Here is a 23,500-nt window from a genome sequence, read left to right on the forward strand (position 1 = left end):
TTCGATGAGGTGCAGTACACCCGTGGAATCAGTCTTTGAGCGGGACGCCGTTGACGTCCGTCTTGAACCCATCCACGCCGCACAGGATCAGGATGCCTTCAATGAATCCCCACAGGCCGGCGATGCCGAAGGTGACAATGCTCAGAATGAGCTGGATGACACCGATCTTGGTGTAACCAAGGTAGAAGCGGTGGATGCCGAGGCTGCCCAGGAAGATGCCGAGGAGCCCGGCAACGATCTTGGACTTCTGCTCGTAACCAGCGGCATACGGCTGTGCATAGCCGGGCTGGGTGTAGCCCTGCTGCTCGTAGCCAGCCTGGGGCGCCTGCGGCTGCGCATACTGTGCTTCCGGGGCGGGCGGAGTTCCGTAGCCCGGAGCGGGTGCGTCGTAGCCGGGCTGGGTGTAGCCCGGGGTGGCCGGGGGAACATTGGCCGACTCAGGGTTGGGGTTGTAGCCAGGGTTCTGGGGAGTTTCGCTCATAATTGTCCTTTCACAGTGATGACACAGTCGACGGTAGTCGACTGGCCGCGCTGACTGAAGAGCAACGCACCATCAAGCCGTACTGTGACGGAGGAAGTGCGGAGGCCAGGTGGTAGAAAAATCGGCGGAGTGCCGGAGCCGCTTGCCACGTTCGCTTGCACTCTCACCCCTCGAGTGCTAATTATTGAGTTAGCACTCTCCCGTCTCGACTGCTAAATGGTCGACGGCGGGCAGGGAAGGCTGGTGGGCGAGGCGTTGAACTTCAGGCACCGATTGCCGGGGGCGCAACGCCGTCCGTCGCGGGCGTCGCACTGGCTTGGTATCTGTGAGTTTCTCTGATACGTCCCGAAAGGACTGAAGCCTCCATGGCCAAAATCATTGCATTTGATGAAGAGGCGCGTCGCGGCCTCGAGCGGGGTCTGAACATCCTCGCCGACGCTGTCAAGGTCACCCTTGGCCCGCGCGGCCGTAACGTCGTGCTCGAAAAGAAGTGGGGCGCCCCCACGATCACCAACGATGGCGTGTCCATCGCCAAGGAGATCGAGCTCGAGGACCCTTACGAGAAGATCGGCGCTGAGCTGGTCAAGGAAGTTGCCAAGAAGACCGACGAGGTCGCTGGCGACGGTACCACTACCGCCACCGTTCTGGCTCAGGCTCTGGTGCGTGAAGGCCTGCGTAACGTTGCAGCCGGTGCCGATCCGCTGAGCCTCAAGCGCGGCATCGAGAAGGCTGTGGCCGCCGTCACCGAGCAGCTGCTTTCTGACGCCAAGGAGATCGAGACCAAGGAAGAGATCGCCGCCACCGCGTCCATCTCCGCCGCTGACACCCAGATCGGCGAGCTCATCGCCGAGGCTCTGGACAAGGTTGGCAAGGAAGGCGTCATCACGGTCGAGGAATCCAACACCTTCGGCCTGGAGCTTGAGCTCACCGAGGGCATGCGCTTCGACAAGGGCTACATCTCGCAGTACTTCGTCACCGACGCAGAGCGCCAGGAGACGGTTCTGGAAGATCCGTACATCCTGATCGTGAACTCCAAGATCTCCAATGTGAAGGATCTGGTTCCCGTTCTGGAGAAGGTCATCCAGTCCGGCCGCGCACTGCTGATCATCGCTGAAGACGTTGAGGCTGAGGCTCTGGCCACCCTGATCGTCAACAAGATCCAGGGCCGCTTCAAGTCCGTTGCCGTCAAGGCTCCCGGTTTCGGTGACCGCCGCAAGGCTCAGCTCGCCGACATCGCCATCCTCACCGGTGGCCAGGTCATCGCCGAAGAGGTGGGCCTCAAGCTGGAGAACGCCACGCTCGACATGCTCGGACAGGCACGCAAGGTCGTTGTCACCAAGGACGAGACCACCATTGTGGAAGGTGCTGGCGACCCCGAGGCGATCGCTGGCCGCGTGGCCCAGATCCGTGCCGAAATCGACAACACCGATTCCGACTACGACCGCGAGAAGCTGCAGGAGCGCCTGGCCAAGCTGGCTGGCGGCGTGGCAGTCATCAAGGCCGGTGCCGCCACCGAGGTGGAGCTCAAGGAGCGCAAGCACCGCATCGAGGATGCCGTGCGCAACGCTAAGGCTGCCGTCGAAGAAGGCATCGTCGCCGGTGGTGGTGTGGCCCTCATCCAGGCTGGCAAGGTCGCCTTCGACAGCGCAGCGATCACCTCGCTGACCGGCGACGAGGCCACTGGCGCCAACATCGTCAAGGTCGCCATCGACGCTCCGCTCAAGCAGATCGCTATCAACGCAGGCCTCGAGGCCGGCGTTGTGGTGGACAAGGTGCGCGGGCTGCCCGCCGGTCACGGCCTCAACGCCGCAACCGGTGAGTACGTGGACCTGCTGGCTGCTGGCGTCAACGACCCGGTCAAGGTGACCCGTTCCGCTCTGCAGAACGCCGCCTCGATCGCTGGCCTGTTCCTGACCACCGAAGCTGTGGTGGCGGACAAGCCGGAGAAGAAGTCCGCTGCCGTTCCCGGCGGCGACGACATGGGTGGCATGGGCGGTTTCTAGTCCCAGAGCTATCGGTGAAGGCGCTCCCGCTTCTGCGGGGGCGCCTTCCGCGCATCCGGCCTAGGCCGGACAAACCCGGCCCAGGCCGGACAAACACCGCTAGGCCGGACAAACCCCTCGGGGCGGGTGTCTCAAGCACAGGCGCTACAGTGAAGGGCAACGACGGAGGAAAGCAGGAGGCGCAGCGCCATGAAACTCGCGGAGCTGATGGCGCGTGAGGACTTCGGCCTGAGCGCAGTGGTGCTGGTCCCCGAGGCCGTAGGACGCACACTCGCGGAACCCTACATCACCGATCTGCCGGACCCCAGGCCCTTTCTCTCGGAGGGCGATCTGGTCCTGACCTCGGGAATGTGGCTGACCCATCCCGGCGGCACCGAGCGCTTCGTGTCAGCGGCGGCTGAGCGGCGGGTGGTTGCCGTCGTCATCGGCCTCCTGGCGATCGGTAGCCTGCCAGAGGCACTCATTGAGGCCTGCCGGGCACACCAGGTCACCCTGCTCACGGTGCCCAGCCATGTCTCGTTCAAGTCGATTGCTGAGGCGGTCCATGGTGAAGCGCAGAGCGAGGCGCTCCTGGAGCGCAGCATCGCGGTCAACCGGCGGCTCCGCCATCAGATGGGGCGCGATGACGCAGCCCAGACCGCGCTGGACCTGCTGGGCGAGGAATTCGGCATCGACGCCTACACAGTCGATGGGGCAGCCCAGCTCACCGCGCGGCACGGCCAGGACCTGGACCTGCCGTTCATCGCCACGTTATGGGCCCGGATGCTCAGCTCCCGCACCAGGGAGACGGTGACGCTCTCCGATACCTCGGGCCGGACCCTCTCCGTCTGGCCGCTCGAGCTGGCGGGAGGTCAGTTCGGTGGCTTTGTGGCCGCCCACGGTGATCACCGCCAGTGGCGTTCCGAGGTTCTCATGGTGGTCGATGTCGTCATTGGAGCGCTGCGCTTCGATGCGGAACTGGCTGCCCGGCGCAGGCAGCTCCGCAACGGGCACGTGGTGGAACTCGTCGAAGCGCTGAGTGCGGATTCGATCTCTCCCGGGGATCTGTCCGCCCATTTGCGGCTGGAGGGGGCCAATCCTCTGGAGCCGTTCACGGTGGTGGTGGCCCGGGCGGACGAGGACACGGTGCCCTTGCAGGCGCTCCAGGCTCTGGTGCGGGGGTTGTTCCCGCACCACGTGGACCGGATGGTGGATTGCTCCACGGAGGATTCTGCAGTGCTGCTGGTCAACGGCGAGACCGGGCCCGAGGGGATCAGCGTGGACCCTGAGGGACGCGAGACACTGATGATCTGGTGCGCGGGACGCCGGGTGCGGATCGGGGTCAGCGATCCCGTCCCCCGGGCGAGTGGCCTGGCCGGGGCGGTCCGCCAGGCGCGTCATCGGCAGGAGACGGCGACCGGCACCTCGGAACTGGTGATCGCCCTGACCGACGCGCTGGTCGATTCGCATCGTGGGCTGTTGGAAGCGACCAGCCGCCAGGCTCGCAGGCAGTTCTCGCAGACCCTGCTCAGCCCCGTCCTGGAGTACGACCGCCGGCACGGCAGCGCCCTGCTGGAGACCCTGGAAGTGTTCCTGGACAGCTGCGGGGTCTGGCAACGAGCCGCGGAAACCCTGTTTCTGCATCCCAACACACTGCGCTACCGGATGGCCAGGGTCGAGGAGCTCACCCACCGGGACATGGCGTCGATGGGTGACCGGGTGGATCTCTACCTGGCGCTGAACTGCCTCAGGGACACGGCTGAAGAACCTAGCTGATCTGTAGCACCTAGCTGATGTGGAGCACGGGGACTCCGTATTCTCCGGCCGGCCGGCTCAGCGTGGGGGAGAGAAGCTCCTCCAGCACGATCTCCGCCACATAGTGGGTCTCTGCGGAAAGCACATGACCGGAGTAGGCGGCGGAGCGGTGCGCCTTTTCGCCGACCGCGGCGTGGAGGTGCACGCTGTGTGTGCCCTGGTCCGCATCGAAACTGACCGTCCCGTTGCCCATGCCTTCGGTGTGGTGGAGGGTGACGGCATCGGGCATCGGGGCATCCCAGTTGCTGGGCTCACCCTCGGTGCCGATCATGGTCACAGTGCGGAAGGCACCCAGAAACACTGGGATGCTGGCCTGACGGATGCCGTGCTGACGGCAGGCCTCCGCGATCGATTCCAGGACGTCGTCGCCCGGGTCCAGGACCAGCAGAATCCGGCGGCCCAGTTGTAGTTCGGTACTGTTCATCGGGTGGCATCACGCTCTGCGGGTGCGGCCTGCTGTGTTGCACAGGCATCAACCAGAGCGCAGAGCCGATCCTTCTCCGCCTCGGGGAGGAAGGCCGAGCGGAAGGAATTGCGGGCCAGCCGCGCCAGGTCCGTCGTGGAGAGCCCCAGTGCGTGTTCCAGGGCGGCGAAATTGTCATCAACATAGCCTCCGAAGTACGCGGGATCGTCGCTGTTGACGCTGACCAGCAGGTTCTCCTCCAGCATCCGGCGCAGGGGATGCTCGGCAAGATCGGGCGAGGCCGTTTTCAGGCTCAGGTTGGACAGTGGGCACACGGTCAGCGGGATCTGCTTGTCCCAGAGCGCGGTCACCAGGGCTGGGTCCTCCAGCGCACGGTTGCCGTGGTCGATGCGTTCCACCTGGAGCAGGTCAAGTGCCTGCCAGACGTAATCGGGGCCGCCCTCCTCGCCGGCATGGGCCACCCGATGCAGGCCCTCGGCGGCGGCCCGGGCATATACATCGGTGAACAACGATGGCGGGAAGCCGATTTCCGAGGAATCCAGGCCCACGCCGATGAACTGGTCCCGGTAAGGCAGGGCGAGGCTGAGCGTGTCCTGCGCAGCTTCGGGGCCCAGATGGCGCAGGAAGCACAGGATCAGCTCTGCGGAGATGCCCAGGGTCTTGCGCCCCTGCTCGAAGGCTGCAGAGAAGCCCTCGAAGACTGCGGCCAAGGGCACGCCGTTCTCCAGATGGGTCTGTGGATCGAAGAACGCCTCCACATGCTGGACGCCCCCGGCCTTCGCCCGCTGGAGGTAGCTGTAGGCCAGATCGTAGAAGTCCTCTGCCGTACGCAGGACGGAAAGATTGGCGTAATAGATGTCCAGGAAGGACTGGAGATCGCTGAACACGTACCGGGAGCGCAGCTCCGCCGGATCAGAACTGGGCAGAGCAAGGCCGTTCCTGCGGGCCAGGCTGACCAGCAGTTCGGCTTCCAGGGTTCCCTCGAGGTGGACATGCAGTTCAGCGGTGGGCCACACACGGGCCTCCTGGTTCGCTTGGACGTGCCGCACCAGGACCTCAGGTGCGGCATCTGGGTGCGGCAGTGAATCCGCGTCAGCGGTGCTGTCAGCGGAACGCAGCTCACTCAGACAGAGTCAGCTAAGCACGGGGGCGTCCTCCGCGGCATCGTGGCTTTTGCCAAGATTGTGGGCTCCGGTCGGGGGATCTTTGGATGATTCGGCAAAGGTCAGGGGGTGCGGTGGCCGTCTCTGACCTCGTCTGAGCGCACTCGTAGCGGGTGTCACTTGCCGATATCACTGAAAATTGGCAGGAGCCGCGAATCATCTCCTCTGTTTTGACGTGGAATCCACCGGTGCGAGGTGGTTGGATGAGGACGATAGGCCATGACTAACCCACAACTCTTCCAGGAGGGTGCGCCCGTGAACTCCGCCGCAAACACCGCGCCCGAGGTGCAGCAGCTCGACGGCATCCCGCTCTGGGACGGCGTCTCCAGCGTCGGGCCGGCGACACTTCGTTGGCGCGGCGACCGCATCGAGCAGGTCACCGCGGATTCCACCGCGCCTCGGAGCGAACTGAGCATCATCCCCGGGCTGGTTGACACTCACGTGCACCTCGGATCTTCGGCAAGCGCAGTCAAGGGCGACTGGGTGTCCTGGCCGCTGATCACCCCGCCGGAAGAGCGCGCCCTGCACATTGCTGCCAATGCGCAGCAGGCGGCACGGGGAGGCGTGACCACACTGCGCGATCTGGCCGGAGATGAACTTCAGCTCTCCGTATCCCGCGCCTTTGACTCCGGTATCCTGGCGGGCCCACGCCTGCTGGTGAACGGCCAGGTCGGCATGACGGCCGGTCACGGAGACCTGTTCATCCCCCCGCACTACCCTCACCGACCCCCCGTTGCGGACAGCCCGGACGAGTGCCGCAAACTCGTCCGGCACTGGGCCCGCGTGGGCGCCCATGGCGTGAAGATTTACACCAGCGGTGGCGTCCTCTCGATGGGGGACCGGGTGGGGTGGCGCAACCAGACGATGGCGGAAATCCTGACCACGCTGGACGAGGCTCACGCCCTGGGCCTGAAAGTTGCTGCACATACCCATAGCAGCGAAGGGGTCGACATCGCCCTGGAGGTGGGTGTCGATTCCATCGAGCACGGCACCGGGGTCACCTCGGCCCACTGGGAGACCCTGGTGGCCCGGAACCTCCCGGTGGCTCCGACCCTGCTGATCAACGACGCCATCGCCGATGGGCGCGTCCCGATCTCCGCGGAGGCGCAGGCCAAAGCGCAGGAGGTCGTGGCGGATCGCAATCGCAATTTTGCCGGGGCCGGCGCGGCGGGGGTCCGCTTCGTCCTGGGCACGGATGCGAATGGCTTCATGGTCCGCTTCGGCGACCAGCATGAAGAAGTCCGGCTGATGGCTGAGATGTTCGAATGGTCCGCTGAACGGGCGCTGCAGGCTGCAACGTCCGATGCCGCCGATGCCGTGGGGCTCGGTGCCTCGGTGGGTCGCCTGCAGGAAGGCTACGGGGCAGACTTCATCGTGCTCCGCGGCCGGCCGTGGGAGACCATCGATGACCTGCGTCCGGAAAACATCGTGGCCGTCGTCTCCCGTGGCGTCGTCGTCTCCGGCTCACTTCCGCTCTAAATCACTCACCTGCGCTCCCGCCGGATCTTGAGACCGCATCTTGATCACCGGCGGGGGCACCCGCGAAGGACACACACCGTGAAACTCTCTCTCCAGGCCGCCCCTCAGGGGCTGCTCCGCACCGGGGCTCTTGCCCTGGCTGCCGTTTTTGCCGCCGGCATGCTGGCCAGCTGCTCCTCGGGATCCTCCGATGCCTCGTCCACCGCGACCAAGGACGAAGCAGTCTTCGCCCTCAAGGAGGATCCGGGCTGCCTGGATCCCCAGCAGGTCACCCTGACCACGGCTCTGAACGTGAGCCGTCAGATGGTCGACTCTCTGCTCGATCAGGACCCGAAGAGCGGGAAGATCGTCCCCTGGCTCGCCACCACGTGGAAGTCCAATGACACGCTGACCGAGTTCAGCTTCACTCTCCGCGATGGCGTGACCTTCAGCGACGGCTCCGCGCTCACCGCAGACGCCGTCAAGGCCAACTTTGATGCACTGGCAAAGCTGGGACCGGCGAAGGCCTCGCTGGCCTCGCAGTACCTGGCCGGCTACACAGGCACCACGGTGACCGATCCCAAGAGCTTCAAGGTCACCTTCTCCGCACCGAACGCCCAGTTCCTGCAGGGCTCCACCACCACCACCCTGGGCCTGGTGGCGCAGAAGTCCACCGAGGCCACGGCGGATCAGCGCTGCCAGGGCATTGTGGGCAGCGGCCCCTTCACCCTGACCTCCTACACCAAGAATGACTCGGTGAACATCGCCCAGCGGGCCGGCTACAACTGGGGCTCCGAACTGCGCGGCCACCAGGGCGTCACGTACGTCAAGAGCGTGCGCTTCCCGATCATCGCGGAGAACAGCGTGCGTACCGGCGGCCTGGCCTCGGGCGAATTCGACCTGATCCAGGATCTGCCCTACGCCGATGAGGCACGGTTCACCAATGACAAGTACCATCTCTTCGCGGCCGCCAACCCCGGTGTGCCCAACAGCCTGATCGCCAACACCACCAAGGGATTCCTGGGGGATGTGAACGTGCGCAAGGCGCTCATGATGGGCACCAACCGCCAGGAGATCAACGACCTGACCGGTTCCAGGAGCGGCAAGGCACCCACCAGCGCCCTGACCTCCAGCACCCCCGGCTACACCAGCCAGGCGGATCTGATGAAGTTTGATCCGCAAGGTGCCAAGGCGCTCCTGCAGAAGGACGGCTGGACCCTCGGCTCCGACGGGTACTTCGCCAAGGACGGCAAGAAGCTCACCCTCACGGTGACCGCCTTCTACGCCCAGGATGTCTTCGAGGCGGCCCAGATCCAGCTCAAGAAGGTCGGCATCGACCTGCAGCTGAAGATGGTGACCTCCGGTGATTTCTTCGGTGCGATCGCCAGCGGCAACTACGAACTCATCGGTGGCGCGCTGACCCGTACCGACCCGGATGTGCTGCGTGTGCTGCTGTCCAAGAACGCCAAGTCACACTGGGGCATCATCGATGACCCGCAGCTGGAGGATCTGCTGGCCAAGCAGGCACAGACGGCTGATACCGCGGCCCGCCAGAAGCTCATTGACGATGCTCAGAAGCGCATCATCGACCAGGCCTACCTGGTGCCGCTGCTGGAAACCGTGCAGTTGCACGGCGCCAGCGCCAAGACCACAGGGCTCGTTTTCGATTCCGCCTCGCGGATCAACCTGTACGACCTGCGCGTCGCACCCTGAGTGCGGCCTCGCACCGACTGGTCTGACAGGGATATATCCAGCAAGGAGAAGTTGTGAACGCGCGCCGATCCTCTTCGGGATCCGGGTGGCCCGGGGTACTGAAATCCGTGGGTCTGAAGGTCCTGCAATTCGTCTTCGTCGTGTGGGCGACCTACACGGTGACCTTTGCCCTGATCCACTTCCTGCCGGGTGATCCGGTGCTGGCGGCACTTTCGCTCAAGGGCGGAGAGGCCACCAGCACCGACCCTGCGGTGCTCGATGGGTTGCGCAAGCAGTACGGCCTGGACGGCTCGCTCTGGGATCAGTACATCCGGCATTTTGTGGCGCTGCTGCACGGTGACTTGGGCATCTCCATTGCAACCGGCCAGCCCGTGGCCACCATGGTGGCCCGCGTGCTGCCGAACACGGCCGCCATCGCCGGTCTGGCATTGCTGATCGGCATCCTGCTGGCGGTGGCGGTCACCTACTTCGCCTTTGTCACCAAGAGGGCGTGGCTGCGGCAGACTCTGCTGCAGCTGCCCCCGCTGGGCGTGGCCATCCCCGCGTTCCTGATGGGTCTGGTGCTGCTGAGCATCTTCTCCTTCGGCCTGGGCTGGCTCCCGTCCTCGGGGACCAGGAACCCGCTCAGCGTAGTGCTGCCCTCGATCACGCTGGCACTGCCGGTGGGTGCGATTTTCTTCCAGGTGTTCTCTGCCGCGGTGTTTGAAGCCGCTGGCGGTGCCTATGTGTTCACCGCGGTAGCGAAGGGTCTGCCGGAGCAGCGGATCTTCTTCCGTCACGTGCTGCGCAACGCCATGCTGCCGTCGGTGACCATTCTGGGCTTGCAGATCGGCTACCTGGCCGGTGGCACCGCGGTGGTGGAGACCGTGTTCTCGCGGGACGGCATCGGGCGTCTGACCGTGGAATCGGTGCTGGCTCGCGATGTCAACACGCTCAGCGGGGTCGTGGTGGTGGTGGCGGTGGTCTACGCCGCCGTGAACCTGCTGGTGGATCTGTCCTACCGGCTGATCGACCCGCGCACTCAGCGCCGGGCCACGAAGACCCCGGTGCCCACGGCCGTTGCGAAGGAGGCCTGAGCCATGACCTTTCTGAAGAAGCCCGGGCTCATCCTGTCCGCGCTCATCGTGCTCCTGGCGCTGCTGGCTGTGGCGCTGCCTGCGCTGCTGAGTCCGCAGGATCCCTTTGCCAGCATCGCCCGGGAAAAGCTGCTGCCACCGAGCCCGCAGCACTGGTTCGGTACCGATCATCTGGGACGTGACCTCTACGCCCGGGTCATCTACGGGGCACGGCTCTCGCTTGCTGCCGCGGCGGTCGCCGTCGTGATCGGCGTGCTGGTCGGGGCGCTCGTGGGTGCAGTCTCCGGGGCGATCGGTGGCGCACTCGACTTTGTGCTGATGCGCATTGTGGACGTGCTGGTGGCGGTGCCCGGCATCCTGCTGGCGCTCATCGTGGTCGCCTCGCTAGGCTTCGGCCCCTGGTCGATGGCGCTGGGTGTGGGCCTTGGTGCGGCGGGTTCCTTTGCGCGCGTGATGCGGGCGCAGGTGCTCAAGGTCCGCCAGGAGGAGTATGTGGAGGCGGCTACCGTGATGGGTATTCGCCGGCCGGTGGTGCTGCTGCAGCATGTGCTGCCCAATGCGGCCCGCCCGGTGATTTCGATGGCGGCGCTGGAGTTGGGGACGGCGATTCTGTCCGTCTCCGCGCTGAGCTTCCTGGGATTTGGTGCCCAGCCGCCAGAGCCCGAATGGGGTTCGCTGGTGGCAGCTGGACGTGATTATGTGGCCACCTCGCTCTGGTTGAGCCTGTTGCCCGGCGTGTGTGTGGTGATCGTGGTGCTGGCGGTCAATAGGCTGGCCCGGCAATTGGGAGCAGACCGATGAATTCTTTGGATAGTATTTCTGGGCGCGTCCTGAAAGTGCGTGGGCTCACCGTGGATTACCACAGTGGCGGCAAGGTCTTCCACGCCGTCCGGGGGATCGACTTTGAGGTCCCCTCCGGCGAAGTGGTGGCGCTGGTGGGCGAATCGGGCTCCGGCAAGAGCACGGTGTCCGCCTCGCTGATCCGCAGGCTGCCGGTGGGCGGCAAGCAGGTCTCCGGGGAGATTCTGTTCAGGGATCTGAACCTGAGCACTGCCAAAGAGCGGGTGCTCCGGCAGGTCCGCGGCGGCAGGATCGGCTTTGTCCCGCAGGATCCGTCCAATTCGCTCAACCCGCTGATGAAGGTCGGGGAGCAGATCGCGGAGGCATTGCGTCTGCACCGCGGACTCGACAAACAGGCGGCTGCGGAACGGGCCGTGCAGATCCTGGATGAGGTGGGTATTGCGCAGCCGGCGGCTCGCGCCATGCAGTACCCGCATGAACTTTCTGGGGGCATGCGGCAGCGCGTGCTGATCGGCATCGCCTGGTCCTGCGAACCGGAACTCGTCATTGCGGACGAGCCGACCAGCGCCCTCGATGTGACGGTGCAGCGCCAGGTGCTGGACCGGATGGAGCGGCTGGCTGCGGAGCACAATACTGCGGTGCTGCTGGTGACTCACGATCTGGCGGTCGCGGCGGACCGGGCCAGCCGGGTGCTGGTGATGCACCAGGGGAAGATTGTGGAATCCGGTACCTCGGCTGAGGTGCTGAGTAACCCGCAGCACGAGTACACGCGGCGGTTGGTGGCTGCTGCGCCGGGACTCAACAGCGGGCGGATCACGGCTTCTGTTGCTTGTTCTTCTGCTGATTCTGTTGCGGCTGCTGCCGGGGCTTCTGTCGGGGCGGCATCGAGCATTCTCCGGGTGGAAAACCTGTCCAAGACTTACACGCTGGCCGGCGGTGTGGCGCTGCGGGCGGTCGATGACGTCAGTTTTGATCTGCTGCGCGGCCAGACCCTGTCGATTGTGGGGGAGTCCGGCTCGGGCAAGACGACGACGGCGCGGATTGCGGCGCGGATTATCGGCGCGGATTCCGGGCGGGTCTTTTTTGACGGCCAGGATGTGACGGCCGCGAAGGGCGAGCAGCTGCGCCAGCTGCGACGCCGCGTGCAGGTGGTGTATCAGAATCCTTTCGGGTCCCTGGACCCACTGATGTCGCTGGGGCGGATCATTGCCGAGCCGTTGCGCGCCTTTGGGGTGGGGAACCGGGCGTCTCAACGTCAGGCCGCTGCGCAGTTGCTGGATAAGGTGCAGTTGCCGGCGGACTTTGTAAGCCGCCGTCCGGCGCAGCTTTCCGGTGGGCAGCGGCAGCGTGTGGCGATTGCCCGGGCCTTGGCGCTGACCCCGGACCTGATTCTGCTGGACGAGCCGGTGTCCGCCCTGGATGTTTCGGTCCAGGAGCAGATTCTGCAGTTGCTGGTGGATCTGCAGGCCGAGTTTGGCCTGAGTTACCTGTTTATCAGCCACGATCTGGGTGCGGTGCGCCAGATTTCTGATCAGGTGGTGGTCATGCAGACCGGCCGCGTGGTGGAGGCGGGCCAGGCGGAGGAGTTGCTGTCCGCGCCGCGCGAGGAGTACACCCGGGAGTTGCTGCGCGCCGTGCCGGGCGCGGTGGCCAGCACGGGGTTGTAGACGGGGCTTCCTCCGGGGGCCTCTGAACGTTCAGGGCGTCCCGGAGGAAGGCCTTGCGGTTATTCCTCGCCGTCCACTCGCCGGGTCCAGCGGCGCTTACGGCCAATTGCTTTATTGACAGCCCAAGGAGACTTACGGGCTTTGCCCTGCCCCTTCCACTGATGAGGCTTACAGAGCGCGCATCCCTTGATGCGCCGGTGCGGTGAATGAGCCATAGCGGCTTCCTTTCCGGAACAACTCCCGCCCGGATGGGCAGGATAGCTCTGGAGGACGCGGCTTCATACGTGGATCTTAGCGGTGTCTTGCCTAGAAGACCGGTCACCGCGACTGCCTATGTGCGGCGTTCCGCGCAGGGCTGTCCGGTGACTATGTGGACCATGGCATCCGTCTGACGTTGATGGACCTTGAGCTTGAGTTCTAGGACGCCGCCTTTCGGCAATCTTTCGGCAAACGGTGGGTCCTGCTGTTGGTCTTATGAAAGCGCAAAGGTGGCTGACCTGCGGAAACACGGCTCGAGGCAGGGCTCTTTCTTTCATGTTGCGACATTTCATTCGGCACGTTCCCATGATCGCGTGGTTCGCGAGCCGCGGTTCTGGATCCGCCACTCGCGTTTCATCGTGGTTAGGAGGTTCGAGATTTTCACACGCTTCTGGTCGTCCGGTAACGCTCTGCTTCAGAGCCGAGGCAACTGGGCATCGATGTCTTTGCCCGAGGCAGAGCAGGAATGGGTGCACCCCTCTGCACCGGATTAAGCGCCAGCACGTACCCAGCTTTGTCGGTCGGCCGCCGTCGCGAGAGTGGCGTGGCGGCTTCCGCGGAGATCTTCGCGTGGCTGGACACCTACTTATCTGAGTGCAAGGATGGACACGCAGCGACGTATGTACATACGTCGCTGCGTGCGAGCTTGATCACGTGATGATCGAGCTCGCTTCTTGTCTGCACTGAGTGGGAGAACGCATGTCTGACGCCGCACTGGTTCCCATCGGGACGACGTGTGCTCAGCCTGACGGTGCGGTCGATGCCAGCCAGAGTTCGGTGCCCGGCAACTTGGAGCAGTTGTGATGGTGGCTGACCACCCACGATCTCGTTATGCTTTGTCGTTCACCAGCGGTGGCCTCTTGGCCCGTGAGGGTGAAGCAGTCGCAGAAATCTATCTAGCTACCCGCGACTGGAGCGTGACCCGTGCTCGCGTCATGGAGACGAATGTTCTCCAAGCCCGTACCGTCTCATCGAGCGAACGCCTCGGGCGTGAGACGATCCAACGGATCTCCGTACTCAGCGATAAAGAACTGGAATTGCTCACCGAGGCAAGCTATACCGAACAACGTCACCTGATGTGGGCCGCGGCCTGTCGCCGATATGACATCATCGGTGATTTCGCAGAAGAAGTTCTTCGCGAGCGCTTCCTATTGATGACCCCCACGCTGAGCATTGATGACGTCGAACGCTTTCTGACTGGAAAAAGTCTGTGGCATCCCGAACTTGATGAAGTGAAACCCTCAACCCGACAGAAGCTCCGAAGGGCGTTGTTCCAGATGCTCCGGGAAGCGGGACTCCGGACCTCGAATGGAGACATCCTTCCCGTGGCGCTCTCCACCCCTGTTGCCGAGCTGTTAAGGCGTAGGACTCCGAGTGACCTACGGTTCTTCCCAACGACGGCTCAAACGACGCCGTCAAATTTCAAGGTGCAGCAATGAGATCAGGCCAACGAACCCTCGTCAGCGATGAGAAGCATCTCTATGAGGTGCTGCGAAGCGACAGATTCCTGAAGATGGAGGGTCTGTCCAAGGAGGTACCGTTCTTCATCTACCACTTCCCTCCGGATCAAGCGCTCGGCGTCGAAGATCTACGAGCCCGTGTGCGGACCAGGCTCCAAAGCGACGACGGCCTCAGCGTAGTGGAGATCAACCTCTATGATCTCGCGATCCAACTGCTCAAAGAACGCGGTGTCTGGGAACGTGTCCTTGATATAGAGCCGACCAGGGACAAATTGGAGTTTCGTGATGTGCTGCAGGACATGCTTGACCCGCACGATCACCTCGCCCCTGCTATTCGGGCGGCCCTCCATGCTCAGCCCAGCGATATGGTCTTCCTCACCGGCTCCGGCGAGGTGTTCCCCTTCATCCGCACCCATACTGTGCTAGAGAACCTGCAAAGCGTAGTGCTCGGGCGCCCGATGCTTACCTGGTTCCCCGGCACCTTTGAGTTCACACCGGCCGCCGGTCACCAGCTTCGCGCGCTGAACCTCAGCATCAGGGATAGCTACTACCGGGCCAAAGACATTATGGAGCAAGAAGCATGAGTACTATCAACGAGATTTTCGCCAAGCCGATCGACCGGTCGATCGAGGGTGTCATCAAAGCTGATGACAACTCCCAGCTTGCCACAGAGGTCGAAGAGTACGTCCTTACCAACGAGGCAGCCAAAGGCCTGGAGCATGTCCTGGAGGCTTACACCAACCACACCACCGCCAACGGTGTCTGGATCTCGGGTTTTTTCGGTTCCGGTAAGTCGCACCTGCTGAAGATGCTTGCCCATCTGCTCGGCGATATCGAAGGGCACGACTACCCGCGCCCCCAGGTCTCTGAACAGTTCCGGGCGAAGGCTAGCGGCGCATTCCTGCCGGCCTTGATTCAGAAGGCCGACGGTATCGCGGCCAGGAGCCTGCTGTTCAATATCGATCAGAAGGCCTCGCTGATCTCGAAGGATCAGAATGACGCGCTGCTTAAGGTGTTCGTCAAGGTTTTCAATGAGTCGAGAGGCTACTTCGGCAACCAGGGCCACATCGCCCGATTCGAACGGGATCTCGATGCGCGAGGCCAGTACGCCGCGTTCAAAGATACCTACGAGCGGCTGGCAGGGATTTCCTGGTCCCAGGGGCGTGAACAATCGACGCTGGAAGCCGGAAACATCGATAAAGCCTTCGCCGAAGTCAACGGCACGGAGAGCCCGGGCATCATCCGTCAATACGGCGCCAACTATTCAGTCTCGATCGAGGACTTCGCGGAAGAAGTCGCCACTTGGCTGCGACGTCAGCCGGAGGGCTACCGGCTGAACTTCTTTGTTGACGAGGTGGGCCAGTTCATCGGCACTAATACCCAGCTGATGCTGAACCTTCAGACCATCGCTGAGTCCCTGGCCACCAAGTGTCAGGGGAGTGCCTGGATCTTCGTTACCTCGCAGGAGGATATGGAGAAGGTTGGCGGAGACCGCACCAAACAGCAGGGGAACGATTTCTCTAAGATCCAGGCCCGCTTCCGGAATCACCTCAAATTGACCAGCCAAGATGTCGAAGAGGTCATCCGCAAACGCTTGCTTGCTAAGACCGCGATTGCGGCCACTGAAGTCGCGGCAATCTATGATGCTGAGCACGCGAACTTCAAGACCTTATTCGATTTCATCGAGGGGCGCCATTACCCGAGCTACCGGGACAAGAGTCACTTTGTGGGTACCTACCCGTTTGTGAGTTATCAATTCCCTCTGTTTCAGTCCGCGATTGAGGGGATCAGTGACCACAACATCTTTGAGGGCCGGAACAGCTCAGTCGGTGAGCGCTCAATGCTCGGCGTGGTCCAGCAGGTTGCCAGCCAGGTGGCTGGCGAATCGCTGGGAACTCTGGCTTCCTTCGACCAGATGTTTGAGGGTATCCGCGCGGCGCTGAAGTCCGCCAACCAGCGGGCCATCAACGACGCTGAGAATGCGGCCCGCAATGGAAAGCTCAGCGCACTGGCCGTGAGGCTGCTCAAAGCCTTGTTTCTGGTCAAATACGTGGACACGTTCAAAGCCAGCGCACGCAATCTCACGGTCTTGGTCTACGACCGCTTCGGCACTGACCTCATCCAGCTGGGCAAAGACGTCAATGCTGCTCTGAACGCGCTGGAAGCCCAGACCTACATCCAGCGCAACGGCGACTTGTATGACTACTTGACCAATGAAGAGCAGAAGATTGAGCAAGAGATCAAGAACGTCGATATCGACAGCGCCGATGTCGCCAAGAGGCTGAATGAATTGCTCGCCGGTTCGGTGGTCAAGACGACCAAGATAGCGTACAAAAATGGGCAGATCTTCCCGTTCGGATACAAGCTCGATGGAACCCCTTACGGTAAGCAGCATGAGTTGTCACTGCATTTCACCAGCCCCGATACGGAGTTCAGCGTCGAACAGATCAAGGCGCACAGTGCCGGGCTGGACGAGTTGCGTGTCGTTCTACCCGAGGACACCAGCCGGACCCTGACCGACCTGCGCCTGTTGTTGAAGACAGAAAGCTATGTCAAGCGGGCCCAGAGTTCCAGTCGCACTGAGATCGAACAGAAGATCCTGGTGGCGAAGGCCACACAGAATGCAACGAGGGAGAGCCGAATCATCGAACGGCTGCGTACTGCAGTCGGTGCCTCAACGTTGATTCACAACGCGTCCGTGCTCGACGTCAATTCCTCCGATGCGCAGACCCGCGTCAGCGACGGTTTCCAGCGGGTCATCGCCGCAACCTACACGAACCTAGGCATGCTGGGTGGAAAGGCTTTTACCGAGCAGGGCCTCGGTGGGCTGGTGAACCCGGTGGAGGACGCCCTATTTGAACAGAGCGTCCTCGACGTCCCAGGCAGCGATGTCCTCGGCCAGCTGGAAATGCGCGGCAAGAACCACGAACAGGTCACCATGCGTCAGCTCATCGACCGATACACGGCGAAGCCGTTCGGCTGGGATCAGTGGGCCGTGGTGGCGGTGGTGGCCTACCTGGCCGGGCAGTCTAAGGTCGAGATCCAGCTCAATGGCAAGGTCCTGGCCCGCACCGAGATCACCGGTGCGCTCAGGAACCCGCAGAGCCATATGGCAATGGTGGTCGCGCCGCAGCGGGTATTTGACCCGAAGACCGTGAACGCGTTCCGCAAGTTTGTCGTGGCGTTCACCAACGACGGAGGCATCACGAAGGATTCGCTTGAACTCGCCCGTGTTGGTAAAGAACACCTGGTGGTCAAGCTCACTGAGCTGAAGGCTCTGCGTTCTGCAACACCTTTTCCGTTCATCGATCAGCTTGATATGCCGATTCAGATGCTCGCTGAGTTGTGCAATCACAAGCCGGACTGGTTTATTACCGATTTCCGTGACGCCGATGACCTTCTTGACGCCAAGGATGATGTCATTGACCCGATCAAGGCCTTCTTGCACGGCAACCAGCGGGGTATCTTCGAGAACGCGCTTGCGTTCGTGCAGACCAATCAGTCCAACATCGCCTTCCTCCCCGCAGGGGCTAGCGATACCGTCGGGTTCGCACTGGAGGACACGCAGATCTTCCGTGGAAAGAGGACACAACAACTCGGGCAAGCTGTGCATGAGCTGGAAATGCAGTTGCAGAGTTTGCTTGAAGCGGAGCGAACGGCGGCCACAGCCAGAATCAACGACTACTGGCGGCAGGTACCGGAGGGTCAGGCCTACGCACAAGCCAGTGAGGGTGCACAGCAGTCGGTCAGACGACAGGCTGAGGATGTGCTTGATCGCGTGCAGCACGAGACTCAGATCCCGACCATCAGGAACCTCGCCAGTCATTTTGCTGACACGGTCTACCCGGCGATGCTAGACGAGCTGGCGGCGACCAAACCTGCCTCTGTCCCGGTTTCCGCGCCGAACCAACAGCCAAGCGAAGACGAGGTGTCCGCGCCTTCGCCTGTACCGGCCAAGCAGACGATGTCAATTAAGAAACTCGCGCTTCCAGGAACCGGCTGGGTCCTGGAGACCGAGGACGATATCGACGGCTACCTCGGCAAGCTTCGCGTATTGTTGATCGCCACGATCAACGAGAACAAGCGCATCACGCTCTGAGACAGAAGAGAAAAACATGGACACCAAGCCTCTGGAGCGGTTCGCAGCCGGCGCCCGTAGGGAACTGCTCGCTTCCGTTGCGGCCCGGGTCTCCTCAGTACTGGCCATCGGCTCTGTTGCGCGCAGCGAACGCGGCGAGACTGTGAGGCAACTCGAAGCCGAGATCGCGAAGTACGGACAACAGCAGGTGATCGACAAAGTTGCGTACACCTGGTTCAACCGTCTGATCGCGCTGCGCTATATGGATGCCTGTGGATACACCGACAGCGGCGTAGTCTCACCCGCCCACGGCCATAGCCACGGTCAGCCTGAGATCCTCGCCGATGCCAAGCGCGGTCACCTCGATACTGAGGTCGTCACAACCGCCCGTTCTGCTGAGGCAATCATGGGCCTGCTCGATGGCACCCGTCGCAGCACCGACGCCGAGGGCGAGGCCTACGCGCTACTGCTGACGGAATACTGCCGCTACTGGAACAAGGCCATGCCGTTTATGTTCGAGCGTGAAGGTGACTACACGGAGCTGCTCGTCCCGTCGGGGCTCCTGGCAGACGGTGCGATCCTGACCCGTGCGCGCGAGGTGCTGACGGCGGATGTCTGTGATGACGTTGAGGTGATCGGCTGGCTTTACCAGTTCTATGTTTCCGAGCGCAAAGACGAGGTGTTCGCGGGGTTCAAGAAAAATCAAAAGGCTGGCGCAGATGAGATTCCTGCAGCCACCCAACTCTTCACCCCGCACTGGATCGTCCGCTACCTGGTGGAGAACTCGGTCGGCAGGCTATGGATGCTCAACCGGCCCGCCTCCCGGCTCGTCGACCGCATGGACTATTACATCGCACCCATCGACGATGAAACCGACTTCCTGAAGGTCTCGGGGCCAGAGGAGCTGACGGTGATCGATCCAGCCTGCGGGTCGGGTCACATGCTCACCTACGCCTTCGATCTCCTCTACGCGATATACGAGGAGGAAGGTTATGCGCCCTCGGAGATCCCGAGCCTGATCCTCAGGCACAACCTCCACGGCACCGAGATCGACCCTCGTGCAGGCTCGCTTGCGGCCTTCGCGCTCACGATGAAGGCGCGCTCCAAGGACAGAGGCTTCTTCAAAAAGCGCATCGAGCAGAAGATCTGCGTGATCGAGCCGATCCACTTTGCGCCGGATGAACTTGATGATCTGTGGACGATTACGGGTGGCCCCGATTCTGCCGATGCGCGCCAATCACGGCAGAAGACCGAGTTTGAAAACTTCTGGAAGACCTTCCAACATGCCGATGTTTTCGGCTCACTGATTCAGCCTGACGCGGACCGGACGCATGGGTTCGTTGAACTGTTCACCGGGTCGAACCTGGGCGGCGAATCGGCTTGGACCAGCGCGACCATCGAGAAGGCTCGCTGCGTTCTTCACCAAGCAGCGGTTCTGGCCCGAAAGTACGCCGTGGTCGTTGCGAACCCGCCATACATGGGCGGGAAGCAAATGAACGCCCTCCTTTCACAGTTCATGAAGGACGAATACCCGGAGGTCAAACAGGACCTCTACGGCGCCTTCGTGGTCCGTGGGATCGACCTCGCCTCGAGCAACGGATTACTCGCCATTGTGATCGGCGACACCTGGATGTCCATCAAATCGTTCGAAGCTATGCGAATTCGGCTGCTCACAGGCCACGCCTTTGACTCCTTCGTCCACATGCGGGATGTGTCCAACCACCCCGACATTTTCGGAGCCAACGCGGCATTCGTTCTTTCGATGGCTGGCACACAAGACCGGCGCGCCCCATTCATCCGCCTGGAGCCGCTCGGATCAGAACGCAAAGAACAGAACCTCCGCGTTGCTCTCAAAGAACGCAGGGCCGACTCCGGGTTCCACCTCGCATCGGGTGAGGATTTCGCCGCGATCCCAGGATCTCCCATTGTCTACTGGCTTAGTGAAAAGATGCGGAGATCCTTCGCAACCGGCCGTCCGCTGAACGAAGTCGCGAATCTCCGGCAAGGGCTCGCGACGGCTGACAACAATCGGTTTCTTCGTCTGTGGTGCGAGGTCCCGAGTCGGCGCACCGCGTTCCCCTGCAGGTCACGCGAAGAGGCTGTGGCTAGCGGCGCCCGCTGGGTCCCCTACCACAAAGGTGGCGACTTCCGGAAGTGGAACGGCAACCCCGAGTACGTAGTCAACTGGGAACATGAGGGCGCAGAGAGTGTCGACGTCAAGCCACGCTCCGTGATTCGTACCCCCAAAACTTACTTTTCACCGTCAGTGTCATGGTCCAAGATCAGTAGCGGCGCTCCGGCTTTCCGGGCCTATCCTGCTGGGTTCATCTACGATGTCGCAGGGACCTCGATTTTCGCGACCACAGATCGTGAGCGGGCGGGCCTGCTGTCCTTCGTAAACTCGCAAATAGCACTCGAGCAGTTGGCTGCGATCGCTCCAACGCTCAACTACGAGGTGGGACAGGTCTCTGGTCTGCCTATCGCAGACGCAACCGTGGACTACGGAGCTACCCGCGCCGCAATAGCAATCGGCGAGGCTAAGGCGGATTGGGACGACTTCGAGATTTCCTGGGAGTTCACACAGAACCCGCTGGTCACCCTCTTCGGCGCGAAGTAGAAATCGGCTCCATGGCACCCGCTGACCCCACATGGTCAAGCAAGTGCGACCAGGGGATTGCGCTCAAAGTTCCACGATGTCTCGGACAGGTCCCAGTCCTCTCGGGATGTCTCGACCAGTTCCTCGGCAGCTCTGGCGGGAAGCTCTCTCACGCCGGGTGCAACCGGGACCAGCCCGACGTACCCGATATGGAAGTGCATAGTCGGCGCGAGCACCTTCATGACCTCCATGACGTATCTTGAGTTCAAGAGCAGCACGGTTTTCCCGAGAATGGTCTCCGCTCCAAAGCCTGAGTGGCCCGTTGAATCGTGGACGAACCCCGCGGGGTAGCGCCTGAAGGCAGCCTCTCCTGACGAGATGTCGGACCATGACACTGACGGTGAAAAGTAAGTTTTGGGGTTACGAATCACGGAGCGGGGCTTGAAGTCGACAATCTCGGCGCCATCATGTTCCCAGGTGACTACGTACTCGTGGTTGCCGTAACCCTCCAGGAATTCGCCACCTTTGTTGGAGGGGAACCAGCGGGCGCCGCTTGCCACAGCCTCTTCGCGTGACCGGCAGGTGAACGCGGTGCGCCGACTCGGGACCTCCCACCACAGACGAAGAAACCGATTGTTGTCCCCCGTCTGGAGACCTACGGCCAGCGAGGCAACCTCGCCAAGCCGGTCACCAACACTGAAAACGGCCCGCATCTTTTCACTAAGCCAGTAGACAATAGGAGATCCTGGGATCACGGCGAAGTCCGTCTGCGACACCTCGTAGCGGTTGTAGGCGGAGTCGCGGAACAGCGCCTCGACCGCCGATACTGACCTGACGTCCACATGCTGCTCAAAGAGCCGCCGATATACACCAATCGCTGAGTTGGCTGGAGCGCTGTCGACCACGAAAGCGACGGATCCGAAGTCAGACCCAAAGATGCCACGTCCAAGGTGGAGCATGGACACGATCCGCTGATCTCCAAGCAGATCGCGCCGCAGTTCCTCGAACGACTTCAGTGCCATCCATGATGGGAGATTGATCATCGCCCAGGTGCCGCGATGAACCGCGAGTTCTTGCGAACGGACCATAAATGCCGCCATTAGATCGGCTTTTCCGGTCGGGTACTCGTCCTTCATGAACTGTGTTGTGGTCGGCTGCCCTCGTGTCGTGATGCCTGCCTCTACAACATGTGGCACCGCTTCAGCACCCATCATCGATGGCTACCCTGATGGCTACCCTGCAGGCCGGGGCAATCGTGCGTACCATGGAGCCATGCATAGGGGCAAACAGCGCCGTAAGGGAACTGGGTCGGTCTATCAGAACTCCCGGGGCCAATGGGTTGCTTCGATCGAGACCGGATGGACGGCGCACGGCGCACGGCGCCGCATCACGGCGAAGGCCCGTACGGAGGCTGCGGTCCGCACCCGACTCGCAGAGGTACAGCGACGGATTGCGGATGAGGGATCTGCCGCCCAAATGGGCGGCAGTATCACGGTGAAGCGATGGTCCGATCGATGGCTCGAACAGCGGCAGCGCGTCGTTCGGCCCGGCACCTACGTCTCTGACCGCTCGGGAGTCAACAGGTGGATCGTTCCGGCTATAGGGCATCTGCGCCTCGATGCTCTTGTGCCTGCTGACATTCGCAAGGTCACGGCGGCCCAGGAAGATGCAGGTCTGGCACTCGTCACCATGCAGCGCACACATGCGGTGCTCAGCAAGATCCTCTCCGAGGCAGTTGCAGAGGGGTACCGGGTCCCGCAACACGCCCGGGAGGCGGGCAGCCCAGGTACCGGGCACTCCCCGCGACAGTCCCTGAGCGCACACGCCGCGGAGAAGTTGCTCGCTGTGGCAGTCACCCGCCCCGATGCCTCGCGATGGGTTGCGGCGCTCGTAGAAGGGTTGCGCCCTGCGGAGGCGCTGGGCCTGACCTGGGAAATGGTGGATCTCGAGGCCGAGACGATGACGCTTGCATGGCAACTCAAGGCGCTGCCATACGTTGAGTTCAGACAACCTGAGAGCGGGTTCCGGGTTCCTCGCGGGTTTGAGTCCCGCCAAGTCCATGGCGCCTACCATCTGGTCCGGCCTAAGACACGAGCCGGGAGTCGCGTCATTCCGATCGTGCCTTGGCTTGTCGAGGCGCTCACATCCTGGGCGGAACGCGCTCCTTCGTCTCCGTGCGGGCTCGTCTGGCCCCGTCACGATGGCAAGCCGCGATCGGCGGAACAGGACCGCCGGGAGTGGTACGAGATCGCTAGAGAGGCAGAGGTAACGGTCACACTCCCCGACGGCAGCAGCCGGAGGCCGCTACTGTACGAGGCACGTCACACCGCCGCGACCCTGATGCTGGCCAACGGGATCGACGAGACCACGATCAAGGCAGTACTCGGGCACTCCTCAGTGTTGAGTACACAGTCCTACTTGCACACAGACAGAGCGAGGACCCGAGCGGCGCTTGCGGTGTCCGCGGAAATGGTCGGACTTGGAAGGTAGTCTGAGAGACGTACTTCGGCTACCCCTATGGCTACCCT

Annotated in this window: 16 protein-coding genes; 12 read left to right on the top strand and 4 right to left on the bottom strand. The window is 62.6% G+C overall.

Features of this window, described 5'->3' with window-relative positions; genetic code table 11:
• Positions 1-28 precede the first annotated feature (28 nt).
• Complete coding sequence (locus QQM37_RS13075) at positions 29-481, bottom strand: TM2 domain-containing protein (protein WP_285728056.1); 453 nt, start codon at positions 479-481, stop codon at positions 29-31.
• 365 nt (positions 482-846) lie between these two features.
• Here QQM37_RS13075 and groL point away from each other — a divergent pair, with 365 nt between their 5' ends.
• Both groL and QQM37_RS13085 read left to right on the top strand, forming a co-directional pair.
• Positions 847-2,484 (top strand): chaperonin GroEL, encoded by a 1,638-nt coding sequence (groL, locus tag QQM37_RS13080; protein WP_285728057.1) that lies wholly within the window; start codon positions 847-849, stop codon positions 2,482-2,484.
• Positions 2,485-2,673: 189 nt separating this feature from the next.
• The gene (locus tag QQM37_RS13085) at positions 2,674-4,239 is read left to right on the top strand and encodes a PucR family transcriptional regulator (protein WP_285728058.1); all 1,566 of its coding nucleotides are present in this window, start codon (positions 2,674-2,676) and stop codon (positions 4,237-4,239) included.
• Positions 4,240-4,249: 10 nt separating this feature from the next.
• Here QQM37_RS13085 and QQM37_RS13090 read toward each other — a convergent pair whose 3' ends face one another.
• Positions 4,250-4,702, bottom strand: a complete 453-nt coding sequence (locus QQM37_RS13090) for a PPC domain-containing DNA-binding protein (protein ID WP_285728059.1) — start codon at positions 4,700-4,702, stop codon at positions 4,250-4,252.
• Positions 4,699-5,718, bottom strand: coding sequence for an adenosine deaminase (locus QQM37_RS13095; RefSeq protein WP_285728060.1), 1,020 nt, complete (start codon positions 5,716-5,718; stop codon positions 4,699-4,701). Before QQM37_RS13095 ends, QQM37_RS13090 begins: the two co-directional genes overlap by 4 nt.
• 366 nt (positions 5,719-6,084) lie before the next feature.
• On the opposite strand from QQM37_RS13095, the gene QQM37_RS13100 reads away from it, so the two are divergent.
• The 9 genes from QQM37_RS13100 to pglX all read left to right on the top strand — a co-directional run bounded on the left by QQM37_RS13100 (position 6,085) and on the right by pglX (position 20,993).
• Positions 6,085-7,344, top strand: coding sequence for a metal-dependent hydrolase family protein (locus tag QQM37_RS13100; protein ID WP_285728061.1), 1,260 nt, complete (start codon positions 6,085-6,087; stop codon positions 7,342-7,344).
• A 78-nt stretch (positions 7,345-7,422) separates the two neighbouring features.
• The gene (locus tag QQM37_RS13105) at positions 7,423-9,036 is read left to right on the top strand and encodes an ABC transporter substrate-binding protein (protein ID WP_285728062.1); all 1,614 of its coding nucleotides are present in this window, start codon (positions 7,423-7,425) and stop codon (positions 9,034-9,036) included.
• A 53-nt stretch (positions 9,037-9,089) separates the two neighbouring features.
• On the top strand, positions 9,090-10,112 hold the full coding sequence (locus tag QQM37_RS13110; protein ID WP_285728063.1) for an ABC transporter permease: 1,023 nt from the start codon (positions 9,090-9,092) through the stop codon (positions 10,110-10,112).
• A 3-nt stretch (positions 10,113-10,115) separates the two neighbouring features.
• Positions 10,116-10,913 (top strand): ABC transporter permease, encoded by a 798-nt coding sequence (locus tag QQM37_RS13115; RefSeq protein ID WP_285728064.1) that lies wholly within the window; start codon positions 10,116-10,118, stop codon positions 10,911-10,913.
• Positions 10,910-12,580: a dipeptide ABC transporter ATP-binding protein gene (locus tag QQM37_RS13120; protein ID WP_285728065.1), complete on the top strand. Its 1,671-nt coding sequence runs from the start codon at positions 10,910-10,912 to the stop codon at positions 12,578-12,580. The genes QQM37_RS13115 and QQM37_RS13120 overlap by 4 nt, the downstream gene beginning before the upstream one ends.
• Positions 12,581-13,641: 1,061 nt before the next feature.
• Positions 13,642-14,277 carry a DUF1819 family protein gene (locus QQM37_RS13125; protein WP_285728095.1) on the top strand — a complete coding sequence of 212 codons (636 nt, stop codon included), beginning with the start codon at positions 13,642-13,644 and terminating at the stop codon, positions 14,275-14,277.
• A 74-nt stretch (positions 14,278-14,351) separates the two neighbouring features.
• Positions 14,352-14,882, top strand: a complete 531-nt coding sequence (locus QQM37_RS13130) for a DUF1788 domain-containing protein (protein WP_285728066.1) — start codon at positions 14,352-14,354, stop codon at positions 14,880-14,882.
• The gene (gene brxC / locus QQM37_RS13135; RefSeq protein ID WP_285728067.1) at positions 14,879-18,397 is read left to right on the top strand and encodes a BREX system P-loop protein BrxC; all 3,519 of its coding nucleotides are present in this window, start codon (positions 14,879-14,881) and stop codon (positions 18,395-18,397) included. Before QQM37_RS13130 ends, brxC begins: the two co-directional genes overlap by 4 nt.
• Positions 18,398-18,413: 16 nt before the next feature.
• Positions 18,414-20,993, top strand: a complete 2,580-nt coding sequence (gene pglX, locus QQM37_RS13140; RefSeq protein WP_285728068.1) for a BREX-1 system adenine-specific DNA-methyltransferase PglX — start codon at positions 18,414-18,416, stop codon at positions 20,991-20,993.
• A gap of 35 nt (positions 20,994-21,028) precedes the next feature.
• On the opposite strand, the gene QQM37_RS13145 is transcribed toward pglX, so the two are convergent.
• Positions 21,029-22,183, bottom strand: coding sequence for a BREX-1 system adenine-specific DNA-methyltransferase PglX (locus QQM37_RS13145; protein WP_285728069.1), 1,155 nt, complete (start codon positions 22,181-22,183; stop codon positions 21,029-21,031).
• Positions 22,184-22,244: 61 nt separating this feature from the next.
• On the opposite strand from QQM37_RS13145, the gene QQM37_RS13150 reads away from it, so the two are divergent.
• Positions 22,245-23,462, top strand: coding sequence for a tyrosine-type recombinase/integrase (locus tag QQM37_RS13150; protein ID WP_285728070.1), 1,218 nt, complete (start codon positions 22,245-22,247; stop codon positions 23,460-23,462).
• Positions 23,463-23,500: the final 38 nt, after the last annotated feature.

Origin of the sequence: Psychromicrobium xiongbiense (genome assembly GCF_030271165.1) — a bacterium.
Lineage (GTDB): Bacteria > Actinomycetota > Actinomycetes > Actinomycetales > Micrococcaceae > Renibacterium > Renibacterium xiongbiense.

Excerpts from the sequence above, each read along its gene's own strand:
- QQM37_RS13075 (WP_285728056.1), bottom strand. The coding sequence starts at position 481 with ATGAGCGAAACTCCCCAGAACCCTGGCTACAACCCCAACCCTGAGTCG.
- groL (WP_285728057.1), top strand. The coding sequence starts at position 847 with ATGGCCAAAATCATTGCATTTGATGAAGAGGCGCGTCGCGGCCTCGAG.
- QQM37_RS13085 (WP_285728058.1), top strand. The coding sequence starts at position 2,674 with ATGAAACTCGCGGAGCTGATGGCGCGTGAGGACTTCGGCCTGAGCGCA.
- QQM37_RS13090 (WP_285728059.1), bottom strand. The coding sequence starts at position 4,702 with ATGAACAGTACCGAACTACAACTGGGCCGCCGGATTCTGCTGGTCCTG.
- QQM37_RS13100 (WP_285728061.1), top strand. The coding sequence starts at position 6,085 with ATGACTAACCCACAACTCTTCCAGGAGGGTGCGCCCGTGAACTCCGCC.
- QQM37_RS13115 (WP_285728064.1), top strand. The coding sequence starts at position 10,116 with ATGACCTTTCTGAAGAAGCCCGGGCTCATCCTGTCCGCGCTCATCGTG.
- QQM37_RS13120 (WP_285728065.1), top strand. The coding sequence starts at position 10,910 with ATGAATTCTTTGGATAGTATTTCTGGGCGCGTCCTGAAAGTGCGTGGG.
- QQM37_RS13125 (WP_285728095.1), top strand. The coding sequence starts at position 13,642 with ATGGTGGCTGACCACCCACGATCTCGTTATGCTTTGTCGTTCACCAGC.
- QQM37_RS13130 (WP_285728066.1), top strand. The coding sequence starts at position 14,352 with ATGGAGGGTCTGTCCAAGGAGGTACCGTTCTTCATCTACCACTTCCCT.
- brxC (WP_285728067.1), top strand. The coding sequence starts at position 14,879 with ATGAGTACTATCAACGAGATTTTCGCCAAGCCGATCGACCGGTCGATC.
- pglX (WP_285728068.1), top strand. The coding sequence starts at position 18,414 with ATGGACACCAAGCCTCTGGAGCGGTTCGCAGCCGGCGCCCGTAGGGAA.
- QQM37_RS13145 (WP_285728069.1), bottom strand. The coding sequence starts at position 22,183 with ATGGGTGCTGAAGCGGTGCCACATGTTGTAGAGGCAGGCATCACGACA.
- QQM37_RS13150 (WP_285728070.1), top strand. The coding sequence starts at position 22,245 with ATGCATAGGGGCAAACAGCGCCGTAAGGGAACTGGGTCGGTCTATCAG.